At 69.5% G+C, this 21387-nt stretch carries 17 protein-coding genes; 7 read left to right on the top strand and 10 right to left on the bottom strand.

Going from position 1 to position 21387, the window contains the following annotated elements; all coding sequences use genetic code 11:
• Positions 1-17 precede the first annotated feature (17 nt).
• The 4 genes from JOD64_RS01900 to JOD64_RS01885 all read left to right on the top strand — a co-directional run bounded on the left by JOD64_RS01900 (position 18) and on the right by JOD64_RS01885 (position 5040).
• A complete protein-coding gene (locus JOD64_RS01900; protein WP_204940588.1) occupies positions 18-1757 on the top strand; it encodes an ABC transporter substrate-binding protein in 1740 nt (579 codons plus the stop codon).
• Positions 1758-1880: 123 nt separating this feature from the next.
• Positions 1881-2858 carry an ABC transporter permease gene (locus tag JOD64_RS01895; protein WP_307813159.1) on the top strand — a complete coding sequence of 326 codons (978 nt, stop codon included), beginning with the start codon at positions 1881-1883 and terminating at the stop codon, positions 2856-2858.
• Positions 2855-3958: an ABC transporter ATP-binding protein gene (locus tag JOD64_RS01890; protein ID WP_204940587.1), complete on the top strand. Its 1104-nt coding sequence runs from the start codon at positions 2855-2857 to the stop codon at positions 3956-3958. The genes JOD64_RS01895 and JOD64_RS01890 overlap by 4 nt, the downstream gene beginning before the upstream one ends.
• An 11-nt stretch (positions 3959-3969) precedes the next feature.
• Complete coding sequence (locus JOD64_RS01885; protein WP_372434071.1) at positions 3970-5040, top strand: ABC transporter ATP-binding protein; 1071 nt, start codon at positions 3970-3972, stop codon at positions 5038-5040.
• 213 nt (positions 5041-5253) lie between these two features.
• On the opposite strand, the gene JOD64_RS01880 is transcribed toward JOD64_RS01885, so the two are convergent.
• The 10 genes from JOD64_RS01880 to JOD64_RS01835 all read right to left on the bottom strand — a co-directional run bounded on the left by JOD64_RS01880 (position 5254) and on the right by JOD64_RS01835 (position 15101).
• Positions 5254-6090 carry an aldo/keto reductase gene (locus JOD64_RS01880; protein ID WP_204940586.1) on the bottom strand — a complete coding sequence of 279 codons (837 nt, stop codon included), beginning with the start codon at positions 6088-6090 and terminating at the stop codon, positions 5254-5256.
• A gap of 10 nt (positions 6091-6100) precedes the next feature.
• On the bottom strand, positions 6101-7891 hold the full coding sequence (locus tag JOD64_RS01875; RefSeq protein WP_204940585.1) for a glycoside hydrolase family 15 protein: 1791 nt from the start codon (positions 7889-7891) through the stop codon (positions 6101-6103).
• 69 nt (positions 7892-7960) lie between these two features.
• Positions 7961-8437 (bottom strand): hypothetical protein, encoded by a 477-nt coding sequence (locus JOD64_RS01870; protein WP_204940584.1) that lies wholly within the window; start codon positions 8435-8437, stop codon positions 7961-7963.
• A gap of 215 nt (positions 8438-8652) precedes the next feature.
• The gene (locus JOD64_RS01865; RefSeq protein WP_204940583.1) at positions 8653-9384 is read right to left on the bottom strand and encodes a hypothetical protein; all 732 of its coding nucleotides are present in this window, start codon (positions 9382-9384) and stop codon (positions 8653-8655) included.
• A gap of 173 nt (positions 9385-9557) precedes the next feature.
• Positions 9558-9953 (bottom strand): DUF4190 domain-containing protein, encoded by a 396-nt coding sequence (locus tag JOD64_RS01860; RefSeq protein WP_204940582.1) that lies wholly within the window; start codon positions 9951-9953, stop codon positions 9558-9560.
• A 38-nt stretch (positions 9954-9991) separates the two neighbouring features.
• Positions 9992-10396, bottom strand: a complete 405-nt coding sequence (locus JOD64_RS01855; RefSeq protein WP_204940581.1) for a hypothetical protein — start codon at positions 10394-10396, stop codon at positions 9992-9994.
• A complete protein-coding gene (locus JOD64_RS01850; protein WP_204940580.1) occupies positions 10393-12840 on the bottom strand; it encodes an AAA family ATPase in 2448 nt (815 codons plus the stop codon). The genes JOD64_RS01855 and JOD64_RS01850 overlap by 4 nt, the downstream gene beginning before the upstream one ends.
• A gap of 82 nt (positions 12841-12922) precedes the next feature.
• Positions 12923-13828 (bottom strand): Rv1352/Rv1906c domain-containing protein, encoded by a 906-nt coding sequence (locus JOD64_RS01845; protein WP_204940579.1) that lies wholly within the window; start codon positions 13826-13828, stop codon positions 12923-12925.
• Positions 13829-13970: 142 nt separating this feature from the next.
• The gene (locus JOD64_RS01840) at positions 13971-14468 is read right to left on the bottom strand and encodes a flagellar basal body-associated FliL family protein (protein ID WP_204940578.1); all 498 of its coding nucleotides are present in this window, start codon (positions 14466-14468) and stop codon (positions 13971-13973) included.
• A gap of 81 nt (positions 14469-14549) precedes the next feature.
• On the bottom strand, positions 14550-15101 hold the full coding sequence (locus tag JOD64_RS01835; protein ID WP_204940577.1) for a DUF4352 domain-containing protein: 552 nt from the start codon (positions 15099-15101) through the stop codon (positions 14550-14552).
• A gap of 102 nt (positions 15102-15203) precedes the next feature.
• On the opposite strand from JOD64_RS01835, the gene JOD64_RS01830 reads away from it, so the two are divergent.
• The 3 genes from JOD64_RS01830 to drmD all read left to right on the top strand — a co-directional run bounded on the left by JOD64_RS01830 (position 15204) and on the right by drmD (position 21319).
• Complete coding sequence (locus JOD64_RS01830) at positions 15204-17129, top strand: N-6 DNA methylase (RefSeq protein ID WP_204940576.1); 1926 nt, start codon at positions 15204-15206, stop codon at positions 17127-17129.
• Positions 17126-17995: an 8-oxoguanine DNA glycosylase OGG fold protein gene (locus JOD64_RS01825; protein ID WP_204940575.1), complete on the top strand. Its 870-nt coding sequence runs from the start codon at positions 17126-17128 to the stop codon at positions 17993-17995. The genes JOD64_RS01830 and JOD64_RS01825 overlap by 4 nt, the downstream gene beginning before the upstream one ends.
• Before the next feature lie 198 nt (positions 17996-18193).
• Positions 18194-21319, top strand: coding sequence for a DISARM system SNF2-like helicase DrmD (gene drmD, locus JOD64_RS01820; protein ID WP_204940574.1), 3126 nt, complete (start codon positions 18194-18196; stop codon positions 21317-21319).
• The last annotated feature ends 68 nt before the right edge of the window (positions 21320-21387 follow it).

Here is a 21387-nt window from a genome sequence, read left to right as displayed (position 1 = left end):
AAGACAGGAGTACGTCTGTGAGGCAACTCAAGGTTGGTCTCGCCGCCGCTCTGGCCGCCACCATGGCGGTGGCCGGCTGCGGCAGCCCTTCGTCGAACAACGGCAGCAGCGGCGGGGGTGGCGCCAAGGGCATCGAGACCCAGGAGAACGCGTTCGACCCGACCGCCAAGGGCCCAGCGGCCGAGGTGCCCGGCGCCAAGAAGGGCGGCGTCATCACGGTCTACTCCCAGCTGACCCCGAACACCTTCGACCCGACCGACACCTACTACGCCGACGCGCTGGCGATCGAGAAGCTGATCTTCCGCAGCCCGACCCAGTTCGCGATCCGCAACGGCAAGCCGGTGCTCGTGCCGGACCTGACCGACCTCGGCACCGTCTCGTCGGACAAGCTGACCTGGACGTTCAAGATGCAGTCGGGCATCAAGTACGCCGACGGCAGCGAGGTCAAGGTCGAGGACCTGGCGTACGCGATCAAGCGTTCGTTCGCCCACGACGTGTTCGCCAACGGCCCGACGTACCAGCTGACCTCCTTCAAGGACGGCGACAAGTACAAGGGCCCCTACGCCAGCGGTGACGCCTACGCCGGTGTGGAGACCCCGGACCCGACCACGCTGGTCATCCACCTGGCCCGGCCGTTCGCGGACCTGCCGCTCTACATGACCTTCCCGGTGTTCACGCCGATCCCGAAGGCCAAGGACACCAAGGAAAACTACAAGAACAACCCCCTCGCGACCGGGCCGTACCAGTTCGACACCTACACCCCCGGCACCGAGCTGAAGCTGAAGAAGAACCCGAACTGGGAGCCGAACACCGACGCGGTGCGGCACCAGTACGCGGACGGCTTCGACTTCAAGTGGGGCGGCGAGGAAGCGAAGACCCAGCAGCAGGTGCTCAACAGCGCTGGCGAGGACGCCAGCGCCCTCAACTACGGTCCCATCGACGCCTCGCTGATCCCGCAGGTGACCGGGGACAAGAAGGCCCAGCTGATCCAGGGCGAGCAGCCCTGCACCTACTCGGTGCAGATGGACACCCGCAAGATCCCGCTGGAGGTGCGCAAGGCGGTCGCCAAGGCGTACCCGTACGACCAGGTCAACAAGGCCGGCGGCCTGAACAGCTTCAACTCCCAGCCGGCCAGCACCGTCCTGCCGCCGAGCGTGCCGGGCTACACCAAGTACGAGCCGCTGCCGGGCCTGAGCGGTGTCGGCCAGGGCGACCCGGCCGCGGCCAAGGCCGACCTGGAGACGGCCGGCAAGGTCGGCTTCGAGCTCAGCTGGTACTACGACAACACCAAGCCGATCCCGCAGCAGACCAACCAGATCCGGGTCGACGCGTTGAAGGCGGCCGGCTTCACCGTGAAGCCGATCGGTGTCACCACCGCGGAGCTGCGCTCCAAGATCGCCGACTACAACGCCCCGGTCAACATGGGCCAGGCGCCGCAGGGTTGGTGCTCGGACTGGCCGAGCGGCGGCAGCTGGTTCCCGGTGCTGTTCCAGACGCACAGCATCACTGACAACCTCAGCTGGGGCGAGCTCAGCGACAAGGAGCTGGACGCCAAGATCGACGAGATCGCCAACCTCCCGGCCGACCAGGCCGTCGCCAAGTGGGGCGAGCTGGACAAGGAGATCATGGGCAAGTACGTGGCCCTACCGCGCTACTACGGCAAGCTCGCCTTCGCCATCGGCACGAACATCGGTGGCGCCGAGGGCGACGCCTCCGCAGGTGAGCCGCTCTACCTGAACATGTTCCTCAAGAACTGACCTCCCGCACTCCCCGTCGTGGACGCCGGCCGGCCTCCGGCATAGTGCCGGCCGGCGTCCACCCCTCTCCCCGTTCCGGCTTGGGCTCCCAGCCCCGGCCCGCTGCCACCAGGAGCCTCGGCGGTGCTCATCTACATCCTGCGACGGATCGCCAGCGCGGTCTCCGTCGTCATCGTGACGCTGGTCGCCAGCTTCGGGCTGTTCTTCGTCGCGCCCACCGACCCGGCCGGGACGATCTGCGGCCAGCGCTGCACCCCGGAGCGCTACGCCGACATCAGCGCCAGCCTCAACCTCGACGAGCCCGTCGTGCAGCAGGTCGGCGGGTATCTCAAAGGGCTGGCGGTCGGGCGGACGTACCACTCCGGTGGGCTCGCCATCGACTGCGACGCGCCCTGCCTCGGCTACTCCTACACCCTCGGCCAACCGGTGACCAAGCTGATCGGGCAGGCACTGCCGATCACCGTCTCGATCGTCCTCGGCGGCGCGGTGGTGTACCTGATCGTCGGCATCCTCGCCGGCGTCATTGCGGCCCGAAGACGAGGCACCTATCTGGACCGACTCATGGTCGGCACCTCGCTCGGGATCAACGCCGTGCCCTACTTCGTGTTGGCGCTACTGGTCTCGCTGTACGCGACGTTCCTGCCGCACGCCGCCTACCACCCGCTGCTGGAGAACCCGCTCACCTGGGCGGGCGGGCTGCTGGCCGCCTGGCTGACGCTCGGCCTGGCCAACGCCGCCTCGTACACCCGCTACTCCCGAGCATCCATGATCGAGACGCTGGGCGAGGACTACATCCGCACCGCCCGAGCGAAGGGCATCAGCGAGCGCCGGGTGGTCTACCGCCACGGCCTACGCGCCGCGATCACCCCGATCGCCACCATCTTCGGCGTCGACCTGGCGATCCAGTTGACCGGAGCGATCTTCACCGAGGCGATGTTCGGCTTGCCCGGCCTCGGTGTGCTGACCCTGCGCGCGTTCAACCAGTACGACCTTCCGGTGCTGATGGCCGGCGTGCTCGTCGGCTCGGTGGTGCTGGTCGTGATGAACCTGCTCGTCGACATCCTCTACACGATCCTCGACCCGCGAGTGAGGCTGGGATGACCGAACCGCAACTGCTGTCGACCCCGGACCGGCGGCCCGAGACGGTCTCCCGCGCCCGTCGGACCGCCGGCGACCGCGCCGCTGGGCAGTCCTACCTGGAGGTCAAGGACCTCACCGTCAGCTTCCCGACCGCCGACGGCCTCGTGCAGGCGGTGCAGGGGCTCAGCTACTCGCTGCCGCTGGGCCGCACCCTCGCCGTGGTCGGCGAATCCGGCTCCGGCAAGAGCGTGTCCAGCATGGCCATCATGGGCCTGCACGATCCGCGCAGCACCCGGATGACCGGCTCGATCAGGGTCGGCGGCGAGGAGATGGTCGGCATGCCGCCGGCCGAACTCCGCAAGCGGCGGGGCGCCAACGCTGCGATGATCTTCCAGGACCCGCAGTCGTCTCTGCACCCGTACTTCACCGTCGGTGACCAAATCATCGAGGCGTACCGGGCGCACCACCGCGTGTCCAAGCGGGTGGCCCGGGACCGGGCGGTCGACATGCTCGGCCGGGTCGGCATCCCCAACCCGCGACGCCGCCTGGACGACTACCCGCACCAGTTCTCCGGCGGTATGCGGCAACGCGCGATGATCGCGATGGCCCTGGTCAACGACCCCAAGCTGCTGATCGCCGACGAGCCCACCACCGCCCTGGACGTCACCGTGCAGGCGCAGATCCTCGACCTGATCATGGAGTTGCAGCAGGACTTCGGCTCGGCGGTCCTCTTCATCACCCACGACCTCGGTGTCGTCGCCGAGATCGCCGACGACGTGCTGGTCATGTACGGCGGACGCGGCGTCGAGTACGGCCGGGCCGACTCGATCCTCGGCCAGCCACTGCACCCGTACACCTGGGGTCTGCTGGAGAGCATCCCGGCGGTCTCCGGCGAACCGGCCCGGCTGCACCCCATCCCCGGCACACCGCCCAGCCTGCTCGCGTTGCCCACCGGCTGCTCGTTCCACCCGCGATGCGAGTTCGCCGGCCGGGTGCCCGGTTGCACCGTCGACCTTCCCGAACTGGTCTCCCGCACGGCGGACACCAGCCGGGCCTCCCGCTGCCACCTGACCGACCCGGCCGGGATCTTCGAGACCGACATCCTGCCCCGGCTGCCCTGAAGGAGCACGAGTTGACCACGACCACCGACACCGCGACCCGTCCGGTGCCCGCCGAGCAGCCGGGGGGACCGGGGGCGCCGCTGCTGGAGTTGCGGGATCTCCAGATGCACTTCGCCGCCCGGGGCGACGGATGGTTCGGCCGCAGCAGCCACCAGATCCGGGCCGTCGACGGGGTGTCGCTGCAACTGCGCGCGGGCGAGACGCTCGGCCTGGTCGGCGAATCCGGCTGTGGCAAGACCACCACCGGCCGCCTGATCACCCGGCTGCTGGAGCCGACCGGCGGGCAGGTCCTCTACCAGGGCACCGACATCACGCACCTGAAGGAGAAGGACCTTCGCCCGTACCGGCGGGAGTTGCAGCTGATCTTCCAGGACCCGTACTCGTCGCTCAACCCACGGCACACGGTGGGCACGATCATCGGCGCACCCCTGCGGGTGCACAACCTCGTGCCCAAGGGCAAGGAGTTGGACCGGGTACGCGAGTTGCTAGAGGTGGTGGGCCTCAACCCCGAGCACTACAACCGGTACCCGCACGAGTTCTCCGGCGGCCAACGGCAGCGCATCGGCATCGCCCGCGCGTTGGCCGTACAGCCCAAGGTGATCGTCGCCGACGAACCGGTCAGCGCCCTCGACGTGTCGATCCAGGCGCAGGTGATGAACCTCCTCGAAGACCTGCGCAAGGAGTTCAACATCGCGTTCGTCTTCATCGCGCACGACCTGGGCGTGGTGCGGCACTTCTGCGACCGGGTGGCGGTCATGTACCTCGGTCGGGTCGCCGAGATCGCCGATCGCGACACGCTCTACGGCACCCCGCAGCACCCGTACACCCAGGCGTTGCTCTCCGCCGTACCCGACCTGGGAGTGGTACGCGGCGGTGCGCCGAAGTCGCGGATCCGGCTCGCCGGTGACGTGCCCGGCCCGGCGGACCCGCCGACCGGCTGCCGGTTCCGCAGCCGCTGCTGGAAGGCCGAAGACGTCTGCGCCACCACGACCCCGCCACTGCTGCAGGTGGGCGACGGGCACGCGGCGGCCTGCCACTTCGCCGGCACACTGGAGAAGCCGACCGCCGCGACGGCGGCCTGACTGTCGGGCGCGGCGGCGGCGTGGACGCCGCCGCCGGACCCCAGGGCCTCGTCCCGGGTGGCCGGGTCGAGGGAGAGCAGGGCGCGCAGTTGGCCGGGCACGTCGTCGGCTGCCCCGTAGGCGTGGCCCAACCGCGCCCAATCGATGTCGTCAAGTCCGTCGAGCACGCGCCCATACTCTCCCGACCCGGCGACAGTCTGCGGGCCGAGACGGTCAGAACTCCTCGTACACCGCCGGGTCCTGGTCCGCGAGCCGCCCGTCCGGGCGGCCCAGCGCGGTGATGGCCTCGACCTCCGCGTCGGTCAGCTTGATGCCGAAGACGTCCAGATTCTCGATCTGCCGCTGCGGGGAGGCGGCCTTGGGCAACGGGATCACCTGGCGGGCCACGTGCCAGGCGAGGATGGTCTGCGCCGGGCTGATGCCGTGGGTGGTCGCGATCTCCACGATGACGGGGTGCTGCTGCAGGTCGTTGCCGTGCCCGAGCGGGCTCCAGGCCTGCACGAGGATCCCGTGCTCCCGGTGGTAGTCGAGCGCGTCCTGCTGCGGGAAGTACGGATGAACCTCGATCTGGTTGACCACCGGGGGAACCCCGGTCTCGGCCACCAGCCGGTCGATGTGCTCAGGCAGGAAGTTGGACAGGCCGATGTGTGTGACCAGGCCCCGCTCACGCGCCTCGATCAGCGCCCGCCACGCCTGCACGTACAGGTCGACCCTTGGGTTCGGCCAGTGGATCAGGTACAGGTCGACCCGGTCGAGGCCGGTGCGGAAGACACTCTCCTCGATGGTGGTCAGCGCCTCGTCGTAGCTGTGGTGCCGCCCCGGCAGCTTCGACGTGACGATCAGCTCGTCGCGTACGTCGCCGGCCGCACGAGCGGCCCGGCCAACCGCGCCCTCGTTCTCGTAGTTGAAGGCCGAGTCGAGCAACCGGTAACCCGCCCGGATCGCCTGCCCGATCGCGTCGACTCCGGCCGAGCCGTTCAGTTGGTACGTGCCGAGCCCGATCGCCGGCAGGGTGGTGCCGTCGGCTGCCGTTAGGTGGGGAATCGTCATGTTTGGGACCCTACCCGTACGTGGGGGCGTCTCGGATGGCGAGTGCGGCTTGGATGAGCGCGGCGTGAGTCAGAGTCTGGGGGTAGTTGCCGAGGTGGGCACCCGTCGCGGGGTTCATCTCTTCGCCGTAGAGGTCGAGTGGGCTGGCGTGGTCAAGCATGGACTGGAACAGCTCGACGGCCTCGCGGCGACGCCCGGTGCGGGCAAGGGCCTGAACGAGCCAGAACGAGCAGGGCAGGAACGCGTTCTCGGTGCCGGGGAGGCCGTCACGTCCGGGCGGGTAGCGGTAGAGCAGTGGACCACCGGCGGACAGCCTGTCCCGGATGGCGTCGATGGTGCCGCGTACCCGGGGTGACTCGGCCGGGTCCATGTCGAGCAGCGGCAGGACGAGCAGAGCCGCGTCGAGATCCTGGGAGCCGTAGCTGCGGACGTAGCTGGCCGCCGTCGGGTCGAAACCGCGCGTCTGGACCTCGGCGGCGATGGCATCTCGGGCTTTCTGCCAGCGTCGACGTTGACGGTTCGACAGGGGGTGCGTGTCGGCAATGGCCAGGGCGCGGTCCAGGGCGAGCCAGCCCATGAGCTTGGAATGGACGTGTTGGTCGGGCTCCCGTACCTCCCAGATACCGGCATCGGGCTGCTGCCAACAACCGGCGACCACGTCGGCGAAACCGCGCACTGCCCGCCACGTCTCGGTGTAGAGGCGGTGTCCGGCCTGAGCGAACGCCCAGGCGGCGTCGATCACCCAGCCGTAACCGTCGAGTTGGTGTTGACCGGCGGCACCGTTGCCCATCCGTACCGGAAGGCTCGCGAGGTAGCCGGGCCAACCGGATAGTTCTCGTTCCGCTGGTACGTGCCTGCCATGCACTGTGAGAAGCGCCGGCAGGCGTGGCCGTTGCAACCGGCTGGCGTGCAGCAGCCACGCGAGGAAACCGCGAGCCTCGTCGGCCTTGCCGACGCTGAGGAAGGCGCTGACGCCGATGCTGGCGTCACGGGGCCAGACATAGCGGTAGTCCCAGTTACGTCCCCCGCCGGGATCCTCGGGCAATGACATGGTGGGTGCGGCCACGGGCGCTCCCGAGGGCGAGTAGGTCAGCAGCCGCAAGGTGAGCAAACTTCGTGCGACGTGTTCCCGGAAAGGTAGCCGCTCGTCGATTTCCGCGGTCCAGGCCCGCCAGCGGGCCTCGTCTTCGACGAGCACTTCCCAGGCGGCCGTCGGCTCGACGTGGATCACCGGTTCGCGGTGGGCCACGGCCAGCACGAGGGTGACCGGACAGCCTGGCCTGACCGTGATCGAGGTGGGCTGACCCGGTTCGATTCTGAACGTGGGCGTGCTGTGCAGCGCGACCGCAAGCGCCCCCCACTCACACACGACCGCCTGGTGCCGGTGGTGGACTCGGGGCCGGAGGTGCCGTGCGCCAAGGCGGGGATCGAACTCCACCACCGCGTCGACCGCTGCCTGCTCGGCCGACAGCCGTCGCACGATCAGTGTCGTCGGCAGCAGGCAACCGCTGACCTCCGCCACCATCGCCTCCGTGAGGCACAGCCGGCCGCTGCCCACCGCCCAGGTGGTCTCCAGGGTGGCGGTGTGCTGCCGGTAACGTCGGTCGACGACCGTGGCCGGCCGGGCCGGGCCGACTCGGAACGTCCCGGCATCCGGGCCCCCGACCAGCCGGCCGAACAGGGGATCGCCGTCAAAGCGTGGTACGCAGAGCCAGTCCATTCCGCCGTCACTCGCGACCAGGGCGGCGGTACGCGTGTCACCCAGCAGACCGTAGTCGCTGATCGGTGGCCCATCAGTCATGGAGATCGCTCCTTGCCGAGCCGCACTGGCGAACAGGTGCGCCGGGCGGGGACAACAGTCGGGCGCGGGTCACCTGGCCTGGAGGAGCAGCCCGAGACAGGCCCCGTAGATGACGTGCACGACAGCCGTGACCAGGGGGGTTTGGATGCCGTAGTTGATTGCGAACAGCCCGGGCGGCTCCAACACCGCCCTGCTGGCCGGCCCCGCCCGTTGCGAGGCCATCCGCGGGTGGACACCTGGAAGCAGCGGCAGAATCACCGTCAGCGCGACCCCGACGTGCACAATCCCGAACAGCGCACCGATCCACCAGTTGGCGCGGTGCAACAGCGCGAACGCGGCCGCGTAACCCAGGGCGAAACCCTGACCGGCGCAGAGATGGAGGAAGAACCCGACGACCCGGGCCCGATCGGGATCCTCGGTGACTAACGCCCCGAGCACCAGGGGAAAATCGAGCCGAGTGAGGCCGACCAGTTGAGCGGTGATCATCGCCGCGGTGAGCGCCGCGGTGGCGACCAACCCGAACAACGCCCATCCGGCCCAGTCCATCTCAGCAGTCGTCGACGCCGCGGGTGTGCTCGGTCATCGGTCCACCCTCCGGCTGAACAGCGTGAATCCCACGGCCCGGACCGGACACCCGCCCACCGGGCGCCCGGTTTCTCACCATAAGCCACCGGACCTGTCGCGTTGACCTGCTCGCCCAGACGTCCCTTGACGAGTTGGCAGCAGGATCTCCACCACGTTCGCGGTGCGCTGCGCTTCAGTCACGGCCAGGACGGGGGAGGTGGGCCAAACGCGCGACGACCGGCCCGCACGGCCAGAGTGGCGAGGGCAGCGTTGGCGCCGCCACCAATCACCGCGCCGATGCCGAAGGGTGCCACTCGACCGAGAACGATGATCCCCTGCTTGGTTCCGTACTTCGTGATGAAGTGCCGCCCCAAGATCTTGTTGATCTGACGCAACGTCTCGATAGGCACCTTGGCGACGACCTGACGTCCCCAGTGTTGCCCCGTCCGCTCGGCGACCTTGGTGATGGTGGCGGAGCCGGATCCGCCCAGCATGATCCCCATCACGATCGTCCGGCGGCGCTCGACCTCGTCGATGCGGACTCCGTGGACTTCGGCGATCGAGAGCGCGAAGAGGGCGCTCAGCTCAAGAGATGAGAGAACCTCGCCGGCCGACAGTGCCAGTGCGATGCCCGTGCCCACGCCGGGCGCCGCTGCAGCTCCTCCAACCGCAGCACCCGTCCCGGTCAAGGCGCTGACGTACATGCGTTCCAGATTGCGGATCACCTCTGCTGGTGTCGCTTCTGGGTTGCGCTGGCGGGCCCGGGCGATGTTCTTCTGCACCAGTGGGCTCTGGATGGCGATCGCCTTGTCCAGGAGGTCGAGGATCCGTTGCCCGGGCACGGCTTTTTCCGGAACCGGTCCATTGAGGGCATCGTGGTCAACGGGTATGGAGAGCTCGTTCTCGGATCCCTCGGCTTCAGGCGCCATCTCACATCCTTCATGATCGATAACGGGAGCATCACAGTAGGTGTCAATGTGGCCACCCCGGCTCAACCGGAGCGGCACCTCACCGCGCGTAGTGTCCAGACGCGAGTGGCTGAACAGACCGAGCACACGGTGCGAGCGGGTCTGGGCGCCGCGGCGACCGGCGGCTGTTGTGCTCACGGGCTCGGTGTCGGCGTCGGGGTCGCGGCGCCGATCACACCGCCGAAGAAGACCATGACCGTGAGCGCGATCATCGGGCCGACGAAGACGTAACCGAGGATCAGGCCCGTCACGGCCATCCCCCGTCCGGACTTCGTGCCGTTGCGCGTCTCGTGGAGCCCGACGTGGCCGAGGATGACCGCGAGGACGCACGGTATCCCGAACAGGCACCAGCCACCGAGGACGCCGAGAATGCCGAGGACCATCGACGCGGTGGCGGTGCCGGACGAGGGCAGGGCCTGCACCACCACCTGAGGCAGGGGGTGGTAGTGGACCGGCGGGTAAGGGCTGGCGGGAACGGCCGAGATGGGCGGCTGCGGACGGGTCGGGTCGTATCCGGGCTGGTAGGACAAGGCGATATCCCTTTTGGTTGAGTCATTTGTTCGGGGGGTCAGGACGTGCTGTTGGCGTTCGCTTGGAGGCGCGCGAGCAGGGTGCTCACCTCGGTGTGCAGGCGACGCAGCTCCGCCGCCGTGGGGGCCAGCTCGTAACAGTGGTGGTGCGTGGCGGCGGAGAGCGTCGCCCAGGTGAACGCCACCCGGCGGGCGGTCTCGGTGCCCGGACCGAGCCGGCCACGCAGCATCAACTGCTTCGCGCGGCCCTGCCGGCACGCCGCCACGGTCGGCTTCACCCGCCGCCAGTAGGTGTCGATGCCGCCTTCGAGGGCGAGCCGGATCAGGCAGGCGCAGGCCCGCGGCCACCAGCCGCCGGTCACCGCACTGGCACCGAGCAGACCGGTGCCGCGCAGCAGCTGATCGGCCGCCGCCAGGCAGCGCTGCGGCGTCGGCGCGGTCACGACAGCGCCGCCGCGAGGAAGCGGGCGTCCGCGACCAGCCCGGGCAGGTCCGCCAGGTACGCCCCGTGCACACCCTCCCGACACGCCTGGTACGCGTTCACCGCCCGTCGTCCATGCCGGCGGCCGAGCCAGCCGAGCACGTCGCCGCCCTTCTCGGCGTCATCGAACAACGCCAACGCGACGATGGTCGCCAGCCGTCGCGACGCCGCCTCGATCACGTTCTCGATGTCGGCGTGCGGGACGCCCCGCACCACCCGGTTCCGCCAGACCACCCGATGGCAGGCCGCCTCCAGCGCCGAGCGGCACAACTCCGCGACCACCGGCCCACGTACCTCGGCGGGGATCTCCTTGCTGTGCGCCAACGCGGACGCGTCGTCCAGGTAGCGGGTCACCGGGTCGGAGCCGGGCCGCAGCGTCACCACCGACTTCTCCGCACGGTGCACCTCGATGATGCGGGCGTTGCCCAGACCGAGCCGGGTGACCGCGTCGGGCAGACGCGTGTCGTGGGTGAAGACCACCACCTGCCGCTCCTCGGCCAACTCCGCGAGGACCCGGGCGAGACCCTCCACCTTCGAGGGATCCATGCTCTGCACCGGATCGTCGACCACGATGAACCGGAACGGGCTCTCCGGGGCGCAGCTGCGCGGCAGGAACGTAGCCAGCCCGAGCGCCTGCATCTCACCCTGGCTCATCACGCCCAGCGCGGTGCCGTTGTCGGCGCCGTCCACGCTGACCGGGAAGACGACCCGCCGCCGGGTGTTCGCGCCTTCCAGGGTCATCGAGCCCAGCTCGACGTTGCTCTCCTGCCGCAGTTGGGCCCAGATCCGCTGCGAGTGCCCGGCGAACGGCGCGACCCGCTCGTTGCGGATCTTCCCGCCGGTGTCCTTCAGCCAGGCGCGCGCCGCCTTCAACCGGGCCAGGGCCGCCTCCCGCTCCGGCACCCCGCCAGTGGCGGCCACCCACTCGCGCACGTCGGCCGCCGCCGCCCGCCAGCCGGTGTCGCGCTGCCGCAGAAACCCCTCGGCGTACGCACGGGCCGCGTCCGCCGCCGCCACCACCGCCGGGTAACGCGCGGCCAGGTGGTCGGCCAGGTCGGCCGGCTCCCCGGGTACGCGCCGCAGCACGGCCACGGCATCGCGCAGCGCCCCGACCGACACCTCCGACCCCGGCCCCTCGGGCACCGCGAGGTCGTCGATCAGGTGGTGCGTCTGCCGCAGCAGAGCCGTCAACCGGGTCGTCGCCGTCTGGGCGGCGACGCTGCGCTGCCGCAGCTCGGTGAGCGACTGCGCGGCGGCGGCATGCCACCCACCGTCGAGGGTGCCGGTGGCGCAGACCGGGCACGACCCGTCGCCCTGATCGTCGTGGTGTTCGAGCGCGAGGCGCAGCAGTTCGGCGCTGCGCAACGCCGCCCGGGACCGGCCACCGTCGTACCGCTGGGCCTCGACCGCCGCGTCCCGCAGCTGACCGGCCAACCGGGTCACCTCGTCCACCGGCGGCGGGGCGAGGGCGGCGAGCTCCCGACAGAGCAGCACCGCTTGGTCGTTGGTCGCCTCGTCCGGCTCGTCGAGGATCGCCGTCACCGCGGCCAGGTCGACCGCGCCCCGACCGCGCAGCAGCGCGGCGGTCCGCCGGGCCCGGTCGTCAGCGATCCCGTCGAGCGTGCCGACCAGGGCGGTGCGCTGTCCGCGTACCTCCTTGATGGTCGTGTCGTGCGGCCTGGCGGCGCGCAGCAGACGCTGGTCGGCGTCGGTGAGCGCGTCCAGCCCGAGGATCGCGAAGAGCGCGTCGAAGAGCTGACTCTGCGTGCCGGCAGCGAGCTTGCCCAGCTCAGCAGCGGTGAGGAATGGCCGGTACAGCTCCAGCGCACGAGCCAGACCCAGCTCGGAGAGGCTGGCGTGCCGGCCCTGGGCGCTGGTGACCGTCACCTCGGCGTCAGTCAGCTCGGCCCCGGCCGGCCAGGCACGGTTCACCCGGGTCGGCGTGGCCACCCCGTCGACGCGCAGCTCCACACCCACCCAGCACGGGTCCGGGTGGTGCAGGTTGCGCCACCCCGTACGCCAGACGCTCGTCTTGTCGGCCCACCGGGCGCTGTCACCGGTGAGGGCGAGCTCGGCGGCCTCGGCGAAGCTGGACTTGCCGGAGCCGTTGCGGCCGACGACCAGGGTGAAACCCGGACCGGGGCCGATCTGAACGGTACGTTCCGGGCCGACGCCACGGAACCCGGCGACGGTCACCGACTTCAACCAGATCCGATCCGCTGGACCATCGCCAGTCGAGGCGCGGGGGTCGAGCCGGGTGGGAGTGCCGGCGAGGGCGGCGGTCAGGTCGTCCTCGCTGGTCAGTGCGGCGAGGACCAGTTCGGCGGTCTCGGTCGGCACGGCGTCGTCGGCGGCGAGCCGGTCGAAGATCAGCTCGATCAGGGGCGCGGTGGGCGGCTCGTTCATGGTCGTCTCCAGGCGTGTGGTGTCCGCGGGTCGACGGCTCGTCGGCCCGCCCGGGGTGAGCGGTGGAAATCGGTGCTTTGGCTCAGCGCGCGGGGCGCCACTCGCCGCAGTTCTCCGAGCTAAAGGCGTAGTCGGAGGAGTGAATGGTCACCTGCACTCGCCGGGCGCTGTGGGTGAAGTAGTTGGCGATCGTGTCGCCAGAGCTGTTCTGCCGTTCCCAGTAGCAGCCGTCGACGTCAGTGGTGACGTAGGTGCCAGGCTTGATCTCCTTACCGACGCGGAACGTGCCCTCGCCGAAGATCCGACCCTGGGCTTCCAGGTCCGCGTCGACCTGCCCGCGCTTCACCGTCTCGCGCCACTTCTTCGCGTACGGGTAGGTGGGGCAGAGCAGGAGAGCCGCGTTGATCTCTGGGATCTGCTCGCTGCTGGCGGCAAAGCCCGCCTCGAGATACACGTCCTTCGGGTCCACGGCGGCACACATCTCGTACAGGGTCGTGATGTGCGTGTCGTCGTACTTGGACATTTTCAGCGCGGCATTCTCGGTGTCGGTCACGGGATAGACCTCGGCCTGGGCGTCGCAGGACGTCGGCTTTGCCGCCCACACCTCGCTGAAGTCCGGCCGGCCGTCCTTGCCGGGTTGAACCGTCAGCAGGGCATTCCAGTCGTTGCCCGTGTCGCACTCAAGGTTGATCGGAGGCTGCTGCGGCGTGTTCTTCGGATCGTCGGGATAGGTGTCGCTGGGGTCGGGGACACCGTCCCCGTCCCGGTCAGGCGGGGGCGTCGGAGTCGGTGACGTGCTGGGGGAGGCGGACAGGCTCGGGGAGGCGCTCGCAGGCGTGGCGGTGGCGGCCTTCTCCTCACCGCAGCCGGTGAGCATCGTCGCCAGCATGGTGATGGTGAGCAGGGCGCCGGTGACGTGGACGGCTCGACGCAGGTGGACGGTCCCCGGCGAGCAGCGGGGATTGCCGTGCGGGTGGGGGAGGGCCATGGTCGTCTCCGAAACGCGGGAGGGCAGCAGTACGGCCGAGTGCCGGACGGCGGTGAAGAGCAAGGAGATGTCGGCGGATCTGCCGAAGGAGCGTTGTGGACCTGATGACGTAACTGGATCAAGGGCTGGGCTGAAGGACGCGTCAGTCCGCGAAGGTGATGATCATCTGAAGGCCGTCGTCCGGGTGATAGATCCAGGAGGCACGCATGTCGTCCCACTCGCCGGACTGGCGCCCGTCCAGCGCGCGCGTGCCTTCGATCTCCGCAATGACGGCATCGGGCACTTTCAGCTCGGTCAAGTAGCACTGCAACTGTTCGAGCTTGAGGCCGGTTCGCTCGGCACCGACGCTCCGCAGCGTCAGGGACCTACCCTCGTCGCCCAGCATCGCCCAGTCGGTCCTGCCGGCACCGCAGACTTCTCGAGCGGCCTCCAACGGTGAATCGCGCTGCATGAAGAACCAAATGCCTGTCGCCGCTGCCAGCAGGATCGCCGTTACCGACGCCGCGATCAGGTAGCGCCTCCGGCTCGGTGCTGTGCTCGCCGGGGAGGCGGCATCCTCAGGGCCGTTGACCGAGGTGTCGGCGGTCGGGTCGGGCCTCGGGGGATCTCCGTTCGGATCTGGAGTGGTCGGGTTGGTCATCACGAGGCTCCTTTGTGAACTGCTGGGCTGTGAACAGCCGGGGCGGATCCTTCAGACCCGCCCCGGATCACGGGGAAGAGGTCAGCCGAGAGCGACGGTGACGCCGCCGGAGAACATCGAGTCGTGCAGCTCGAGCTTGGTGAGCTTGACGTTCTTCGGGATGTCGAAGACCACGACGCCGTTGACCTGGTTGCCGGGGTTGATGTCGTTGAGGAACGTCTCGGCGTTCTTGTTCGCGTAGATCGCCGCGCCGGAGTCGGCCGAGTACTCGGTGCCGTCGGCCGCGTACGCCTTCTGGCTGCTGCCGTCGAACATCTGCGCTTCCTTGCCGATGTTCTTCACGTTGACCGTGACCAGGCAGAACTGGCCCTGCGCCTTAGCGCCGATCACGTCGGTGCCGATCTTGGCGACGCCGCACTTGGACGACTTCACCGTGAACTCGAACTTGCCGTCGCGGGCCGCCTGGCCGACCTTCGCGGTCTTCGCCGGGGCGTCCTCACCCTTGTCGCTGCCCGCGGAGCTCGCGGGCTTGTCGTCAGCGCTGGAACTCGTGGACTTGTCGGCGGCACCGGAGCCGCAGCCCAGGGCGATGAGGCCGGTGGCGAGCAGAGCGAGAGTCGTGGTCTTGCGCATCGTTGTCCTCCAGATGTGAACGTTGCGGGGTCAATAAGAGCATCGTCCGACAACCGTGTCAACAGACAATCTCGTGCTTGACAGATGTGCGAGACTTTCGGCGTGCAGGAGAACCCGACCATCACGGCAGCGGAGATCGCCCGGCTCGCCGGCGTCGGTCGCGCTGCGGTCAGCAACTGGCGTAAACGGCACACCGACTTCCCCACCCCGGTGGGCGGGACGACGGCGAGCCCCGAGTTCGACCTGATCCAGGTCGAGCAGTGGTTACGCACCCAGGGCAAGCTCCCCGAGCTCGCCACCTCCGACCGGCTCTGGCGACACCTCGCCGCGGCCAGCGACTCCCCGGCCGGCGGCCTCGCCGCAGTCGGCGCCCTGCTGCTGGCCCGCCAACGCGGCGCCCGGAGCGGCAACCTCGACGCGCAGCTAGCACCGCTACTGCCCGACGTCGACGCCCTCGCCGACGAGCTGGGCCCGCAGGGCGCGTTCGACGAGCTGTGGCAGCGGTTCTCGGCACCGGGCCCCGGCCGCCCCTTCGCCACCCCCGACGACCTCGCCGACCTGATGATCGGGCTCGCCAACGTCGGCGGCGGCGCAGTGCTCGACCCGGCCGCCGGCTCCGGCGCCATCCTGCGAGCTGCCGTCCGCGCCGGCAGCACCTCCGTCTATGGGCAGGAACTCGACGAGGACCTCGCCCGGCTCGCCGGACTGTGGCTGGCCCTGCACGACGTACCCGGAGAAGTCAGCACCGGTGACTCACTGCGTGCCGACGCCTTCGCCGGCCGTGCCGTCGACGCCGTCGTCTGCCACCCGCCGTTCGGCGCCACCAACTGGGGCGACGAGGAACTCGGCCACGACCCCCGCTGGATCGTCGGCACCACACCCCGTACCGAACCCGAGCTGGCCTGGGCGCAACACGCTCTCGCCCACCTGCGGGTCGGCGGGCACGCCGTCCTGCTGATGCCACCCACTGTCGCCAGCCGCCGTGCCGGCAAACGGATCCGCAGCGAACTGCTGCGCCGAGGCCACCTGCGCGCCGTCATCGCGCTGCCGCCGGGCGTGGCAGCGCCGCACGGCGTACCTCTGCACCTGTGGGTGCTGCGACGCGCCGCGACCGACGCGCCGCCACCGGCGCGGGCGCTGCTGATCGACGCCGCAGGCGGCGACCTGACCGACACCGCGCCGCGTGTGCTGGCCGCGTGGCGGGCGTTCGCCGCCGCCCCGGACGGCGATGTCGAGGAGGCCGGGTTCGCCCGCGCGGTCCCGGTCATCGAGCTGCTCGACGAGGAGGTCGACCTCACCCCCGCGCGCCGGCAACCGGCCGTCGTGGGCGAGGCTTCCGGAGAGCATCTGGTACGCACCAGAGAACGACTGGCCGCCATCGTCGGCGAGCTGCCGGCGCTGCTGCCTCAGGTCACGGCAACACCGCCAGAAGCGTCGGTGTCCGGCAGCCTGACGGTCGCCGAGCTGGCCCGCACCGGTGCCCTCCAGGTGATCGGCCCTATCCGGTCTGGATCCGGCAAGGCGGAGGGTGACTTCGCAGCTAACGGGCAAGCCTCACTCGTGCTCACCGGCCGGGATGTCGTGGCAGGGGTCGACGCGTCCGGGCACGACGACGGCACGCTGCTGGAACGCGTGCCGCTGATGGCGGGGGACGTGGTCGTGCCGGTGGCGGCGCGGCAACTGATCGCACGGGTGATCACCGCCGATGGGACGCTCCTCGGTGCCCACCTCTACCTGCTGCGTCCCAACCCGGCCGCGCTGGATCCGTGGTTCATGGCCGGGCAGCTGCGCAACTCGGCCAACGACAAGCAGACGACCAGCCTGTCTGGTTCACGGGTCGACGTCCGCCGGGCGCAGATCAGGCGGCTGCCACTTGATGAGCAACGGGCACACGGGGAAGCGTTCCGGCGCCTCCTCGCGTTCGAGTCAGCTGTCGCGGAGGTGAGTTCGCTCAGCGCTGAGTTGGTGCGACTCACCGCGGACGGACTCGCCGTCGGCACCCTGCGCCCGAATGGCGATGCACTGTGACTGCGGACCCGAACGACCCCACGACGCCGCCCTGGGATTACCGAACGATGCTGCCGGGCGACGCATCGGCGTACGACACGGGCGTGATCGAGGGCGGCCTCACGGTCGAGGAGCAAGCCTGGCTCAGCCAGCAGCGCCACGCGTGGGAATCCCAGTTCACTGGTGGGTACCGCAGCCCCGAAGAACTGGTCAGCGGTCACTCGATTGCCATAGTGCCGTCGCGTTGGGTGAAGTTCGAACAATGGCTGCCCTTCGCTACCGATACCTCCGCTCCTATCTCGCTGAGTCGAGGCGAGGTAGCGGATGTGGCGCGCCGGTGCCGCGAGAGCGGGCTGTGGCTGCCGCTTCTGGTCACGTCCTTTGCCTGGGGTTGGGGTAGCCGTGGGTTTGGCCCGACCCGACTGCTCTGGGTTTTGGAGGGCAAGGGAGGCTCGGCGGGGCTGTCGACGAGCGAGATCGAGAAGCGGCTGGCTGCCGCGGTGGATGCCCTCGACCAGCAGGGTGCCCGGGGTGCCTACGGGCTGATGTTGGACGCAGGACGGCTCTCCGAGTTTGGGCCAGCCTTCTTCACGAAGTTCCTCTACTTCGCCAGCAGGACGGACAACGCGCGAGGCCGGGCTCTGATCCTGGATGCGCGGCTGGCGCTGCAGATGCGAGCTTTCTGGCAACGGCGGGCCGACGAGCCGTACGCGGCGACCAGTCGCTCGGCCCGCTGGCTCTGGACGGGGCCGCGCTGGTCGGATTACCGCTATCAGATTTACCGGACGTTTGTCTGCCGGTCGGCAGCCCAACTGTCGAAGTCGGGGGAGCGGTGGACGCCTGAGTTGGTGGAGCTGTTGCTCTTCCGGGCAACCCGGACGGCCTGACCTGTCGATGTCGTGCATCTGACGAGCTAGGTAGTCCTATTCACGGGACGGTTCCGGGGATGATCGTTTGGCCGCCCCGCACTGTCCTGTGAAGTGAACAAACAAGCCTTTCGGCGGACTGTAACCCAGTCAGCACGGGGCGTACGGTGCGGGTCGGATTCGAGTGGGGCGAACCAACATGGGGGAACGATGCCGAGTGTGACGACGGCGAAGCCGGCGATCGGCGCGCTGGTCGCGGTACGCGGCCAACGGTGGGTGGTCAGCGACGTGCAGGAGGGCGAGCACAGCAGCCTGGTCAGCCTGCAGAGCGTCGAGGATGGCCGCTACGGCCACACGCTTGACGTCATCTGGGAGGTCGAGCCGGGGCGTCAGGTGCTGCCGAGCGGCTCACTACCCGACGTCACCGGGGGCAAGTTCGACTCGCCGCAGCGCCTGGCCGCGTTCCTCGACGCCGTGCGGTGGTCGGCAGTCACCTCCGCCGACGTCAAGACGTTGCAGTCTCCGTTCCGCTCCGGTGTCGCGATCGAGGACTACCAGCTCGAACCTGTCGCCCGTGCGGTCGACGCGCCCCGGGTCAACCTGCTCCTCGCCGACGACGTCGGTTTGGGTAAGACCATCGAAGCTGGCCTGGTCGCCCAGGAGCTGCTGCTGCGCCAGCGGGCTCGGCGCATCATGATCGTTTGCCCGGCGGGTCTGACCCTCAAGTGGCGCGACGAGATGGCCGAGAAGTTCGGCCTCGACTTCACCATCATCGACGCCGAACGCTGCGCCACGGTCCGCCGGACCCACGGCTCGGCGGCGAACCCGTTCGAGGTCTACCCGCTGAGCATCATCAGCCTGCCGTGGCTACGCGGGCAGAAGGCGCAGCGCCTGCTCGACGAGGTGATTCCCGCCGACGGCCCCACCTACCCGCGTACCTTCGACCTGCTGATCCTCGACGAGGCGCACCACGTCGCCCCGGCAGCCCCCAAGCAGGTCTACGCGATCGACTCGCAGCAGACCAAGCTGATCCGCCGGCTCGCGCCGCACTTCACTCACCGGCTGTTCCTCTCCGCCACCCCGCACAACGGCTACCAGGCGTCCTTCACCGCGCTGCTGGAGATCCTCGACAACCAGCGGTTCGCCCGGGGTGTCGAGCCGGACCAGTCGGCGGTGCGGGACACGGTCGTCCGCCGGCTCAAGCGCGACGTCACCGACGCCGACGGCAAGCCTCGCTTCGTGGAGCGGGTCGCCACCGCTATCCCGGTCACCTACCCGGATAGCGAGCGGCAGATCCACGCCCTGCTCACCGAGTTCGCCGAGCTGCGACGTAAGCGGCTGCACTCCCAGCGGGGACGCAAAGCGACGGACCTGGTGACGCTGCTGCTCAAGAAGCGGCTCTTCTCGAGCCCCGCCGCGTTCGCACACACCGTCGGCGTCTACCTGGAAACCATGCGCAGCCGCAAGGCGCCCGCCGTCCTGCCGGCCAATGACGACGTGCCGGAGTGGATGGAGGACTTCTTCGACGACGTCGCCACCTACGCCGACGACCAACTCGCCGAGGCCGAGGACGACGCGCTCGGCCGGTCCCGGGCCATGCAGCCCGACGCCACCGCCGACGAGATGGCCCTGCTGGAGAAGATGTTCCAGTGGGCCGAGGCGAAGGAAGCGCTGCCGGACGCCAAGGCCAAGGAGCTGATCACCTATCTCAGCGCGGTCTGCAAGCCGGATGGCCGGCACTGGACCAACGAGCGCGTGGTGGTCTTCACCGAGTATCGCGACACCCAGATCTGGCTGGCCGAACTGCTCCGCCAGGAAGGGCTGGCCGGGCAGGGGCTCGTGCTGCTGCACGGCGGCACCCCCGCCGAGGAGCGCGAGCAACTGCGGCTGGCATTCCAGGCCGACCCGACGAAGCAGCCGGTGCGCATCCTGCTCGCCACCGACGCCGCCAGCGAGGGCATCGACCTGCAGAAGTACTGCCACCGGCTGGTCAACTACGACATCCCGTTCAACCCCAACAAGCTGGAGCAGCGGATCGGTCGGGTCGACCGGTACGGCCAGACGACCGCCCCCGAGATCAAGCATTTCGTGGGCAGCGGCTTCGGCAAGGCCGTCGACTCCTACGAGGCGGACCTGGAGTTCCTGTCCCGGATCGCCACCAAGGTGGCGCGGATGGAGGCGGACCTCGGTTCGGTCAACGCCGTGCTCGCCGACGCCGTGCAGCGCCGGATGCTCGGCGAGCATGTCGACGTGGACATCGACAAGGCGGGCAAGGGCAAGAGCACTCGCAGCCTGCCGGCCGAGGCCAACCTGCGTGAGCAGGTCGTCAAGCTCCGGGCGGAGCTGGACAAGACCGTCGAGGAACTTGGCATCACACCGCCGGCCGTCAAACGAGTGGTCGACACCGCGCTCGAACTGGCCCGCCAACAGCCGCTGAAGCGACACATCGACGACCGGCACCTGGTCGACGGCCTCTACACCGTTCCGCCGCTGACCGGTTCCTGGCAACGGGCTGCCGTCGGGCTGACGGCAAAACTGCAGAGCGATGACGAGCCGCCCCGACAACTGCCGGTCACCTTCGAGCCGGCGCTGGCGAAGGGGCAGGACGAGATCGTGCTCGCCCACCTGAACCACCCCCTCGTAGCCATGTCGACCCGGCTGCTGCGCGCCGCCGTCTCCAACCCGGACATCGGGCTGCACCGGGTCACCGCGGTGGTCAGCGACGACCCGGCGCTGGAGGACGTGCTGGTCGGGGCGTACTCCCGGTTCGTGCTGGTCGGCGCCGATGGTGTGCGGCTGCACGAGGAGGTCCTCTACGCCGGCGGCTGGGCACCCGAGCACGGCCGGTTCCGCCGGCTGGACAACCTCGGCACCCTCGGCGGCATCCTCGACCGGGCGATCACCACCGGCAGCGTGGCCTCCGGCCTGGTTGAGGCCCGGCTCGCCGAGCGTTGGCCCCGCGTCGCCGACGGCCTGCTCGCCGCCATCGACTGGCGCACCGCCACCCGCCATGAGTCCCTGAAGCGCAAGCTCGACCAGCGACAGGCTGCCGAGCAGCAGCGCATCATCGACAACCTCGACCAGTTTGCCACCACCCTGCGCGGCGCCCTCGCCGACGACGACGCCGAGGACGCGCTGTTCAGCGTCGCCGTCGCAGCGAAGAGCAAGGAAGAACTCGCGCAGTACCGCAAGGATCGCCAATCCTGGGAGGAACGCTTGTCGGCCCTGGAAGTCGAGCGCGACCGCGAACTCGCGGCCGTCGCGGCCCGCTACGAAGACCCGAAGCCGCACCGGTTCCCGGTGGCCGTGGTCTTCGTCGTGCCGAAGCGGGAGGCCATCCGATGAGCCGTACCTTCCGACGTCCCGCCCCCGACGGCGCCGAGCAGCACCGCAACTGGCTGAGCCTCGTCGAG

Origin of the sequence: Micromonospora luteifusca, from assembly GCF_016907275.1 — a bacterium.
GTDB classification, from domain to species: Bacteria; Actinomycetota; Actinomycetes; order Mycobacteriales; family Micromonosporaceae; genus Micromonospora; species Micromonospora luteifusca.
Note: the sequence above shows the minus strand (reverse complement) of the source record. Positions and strands in the feature narration are given on the sequence as shown.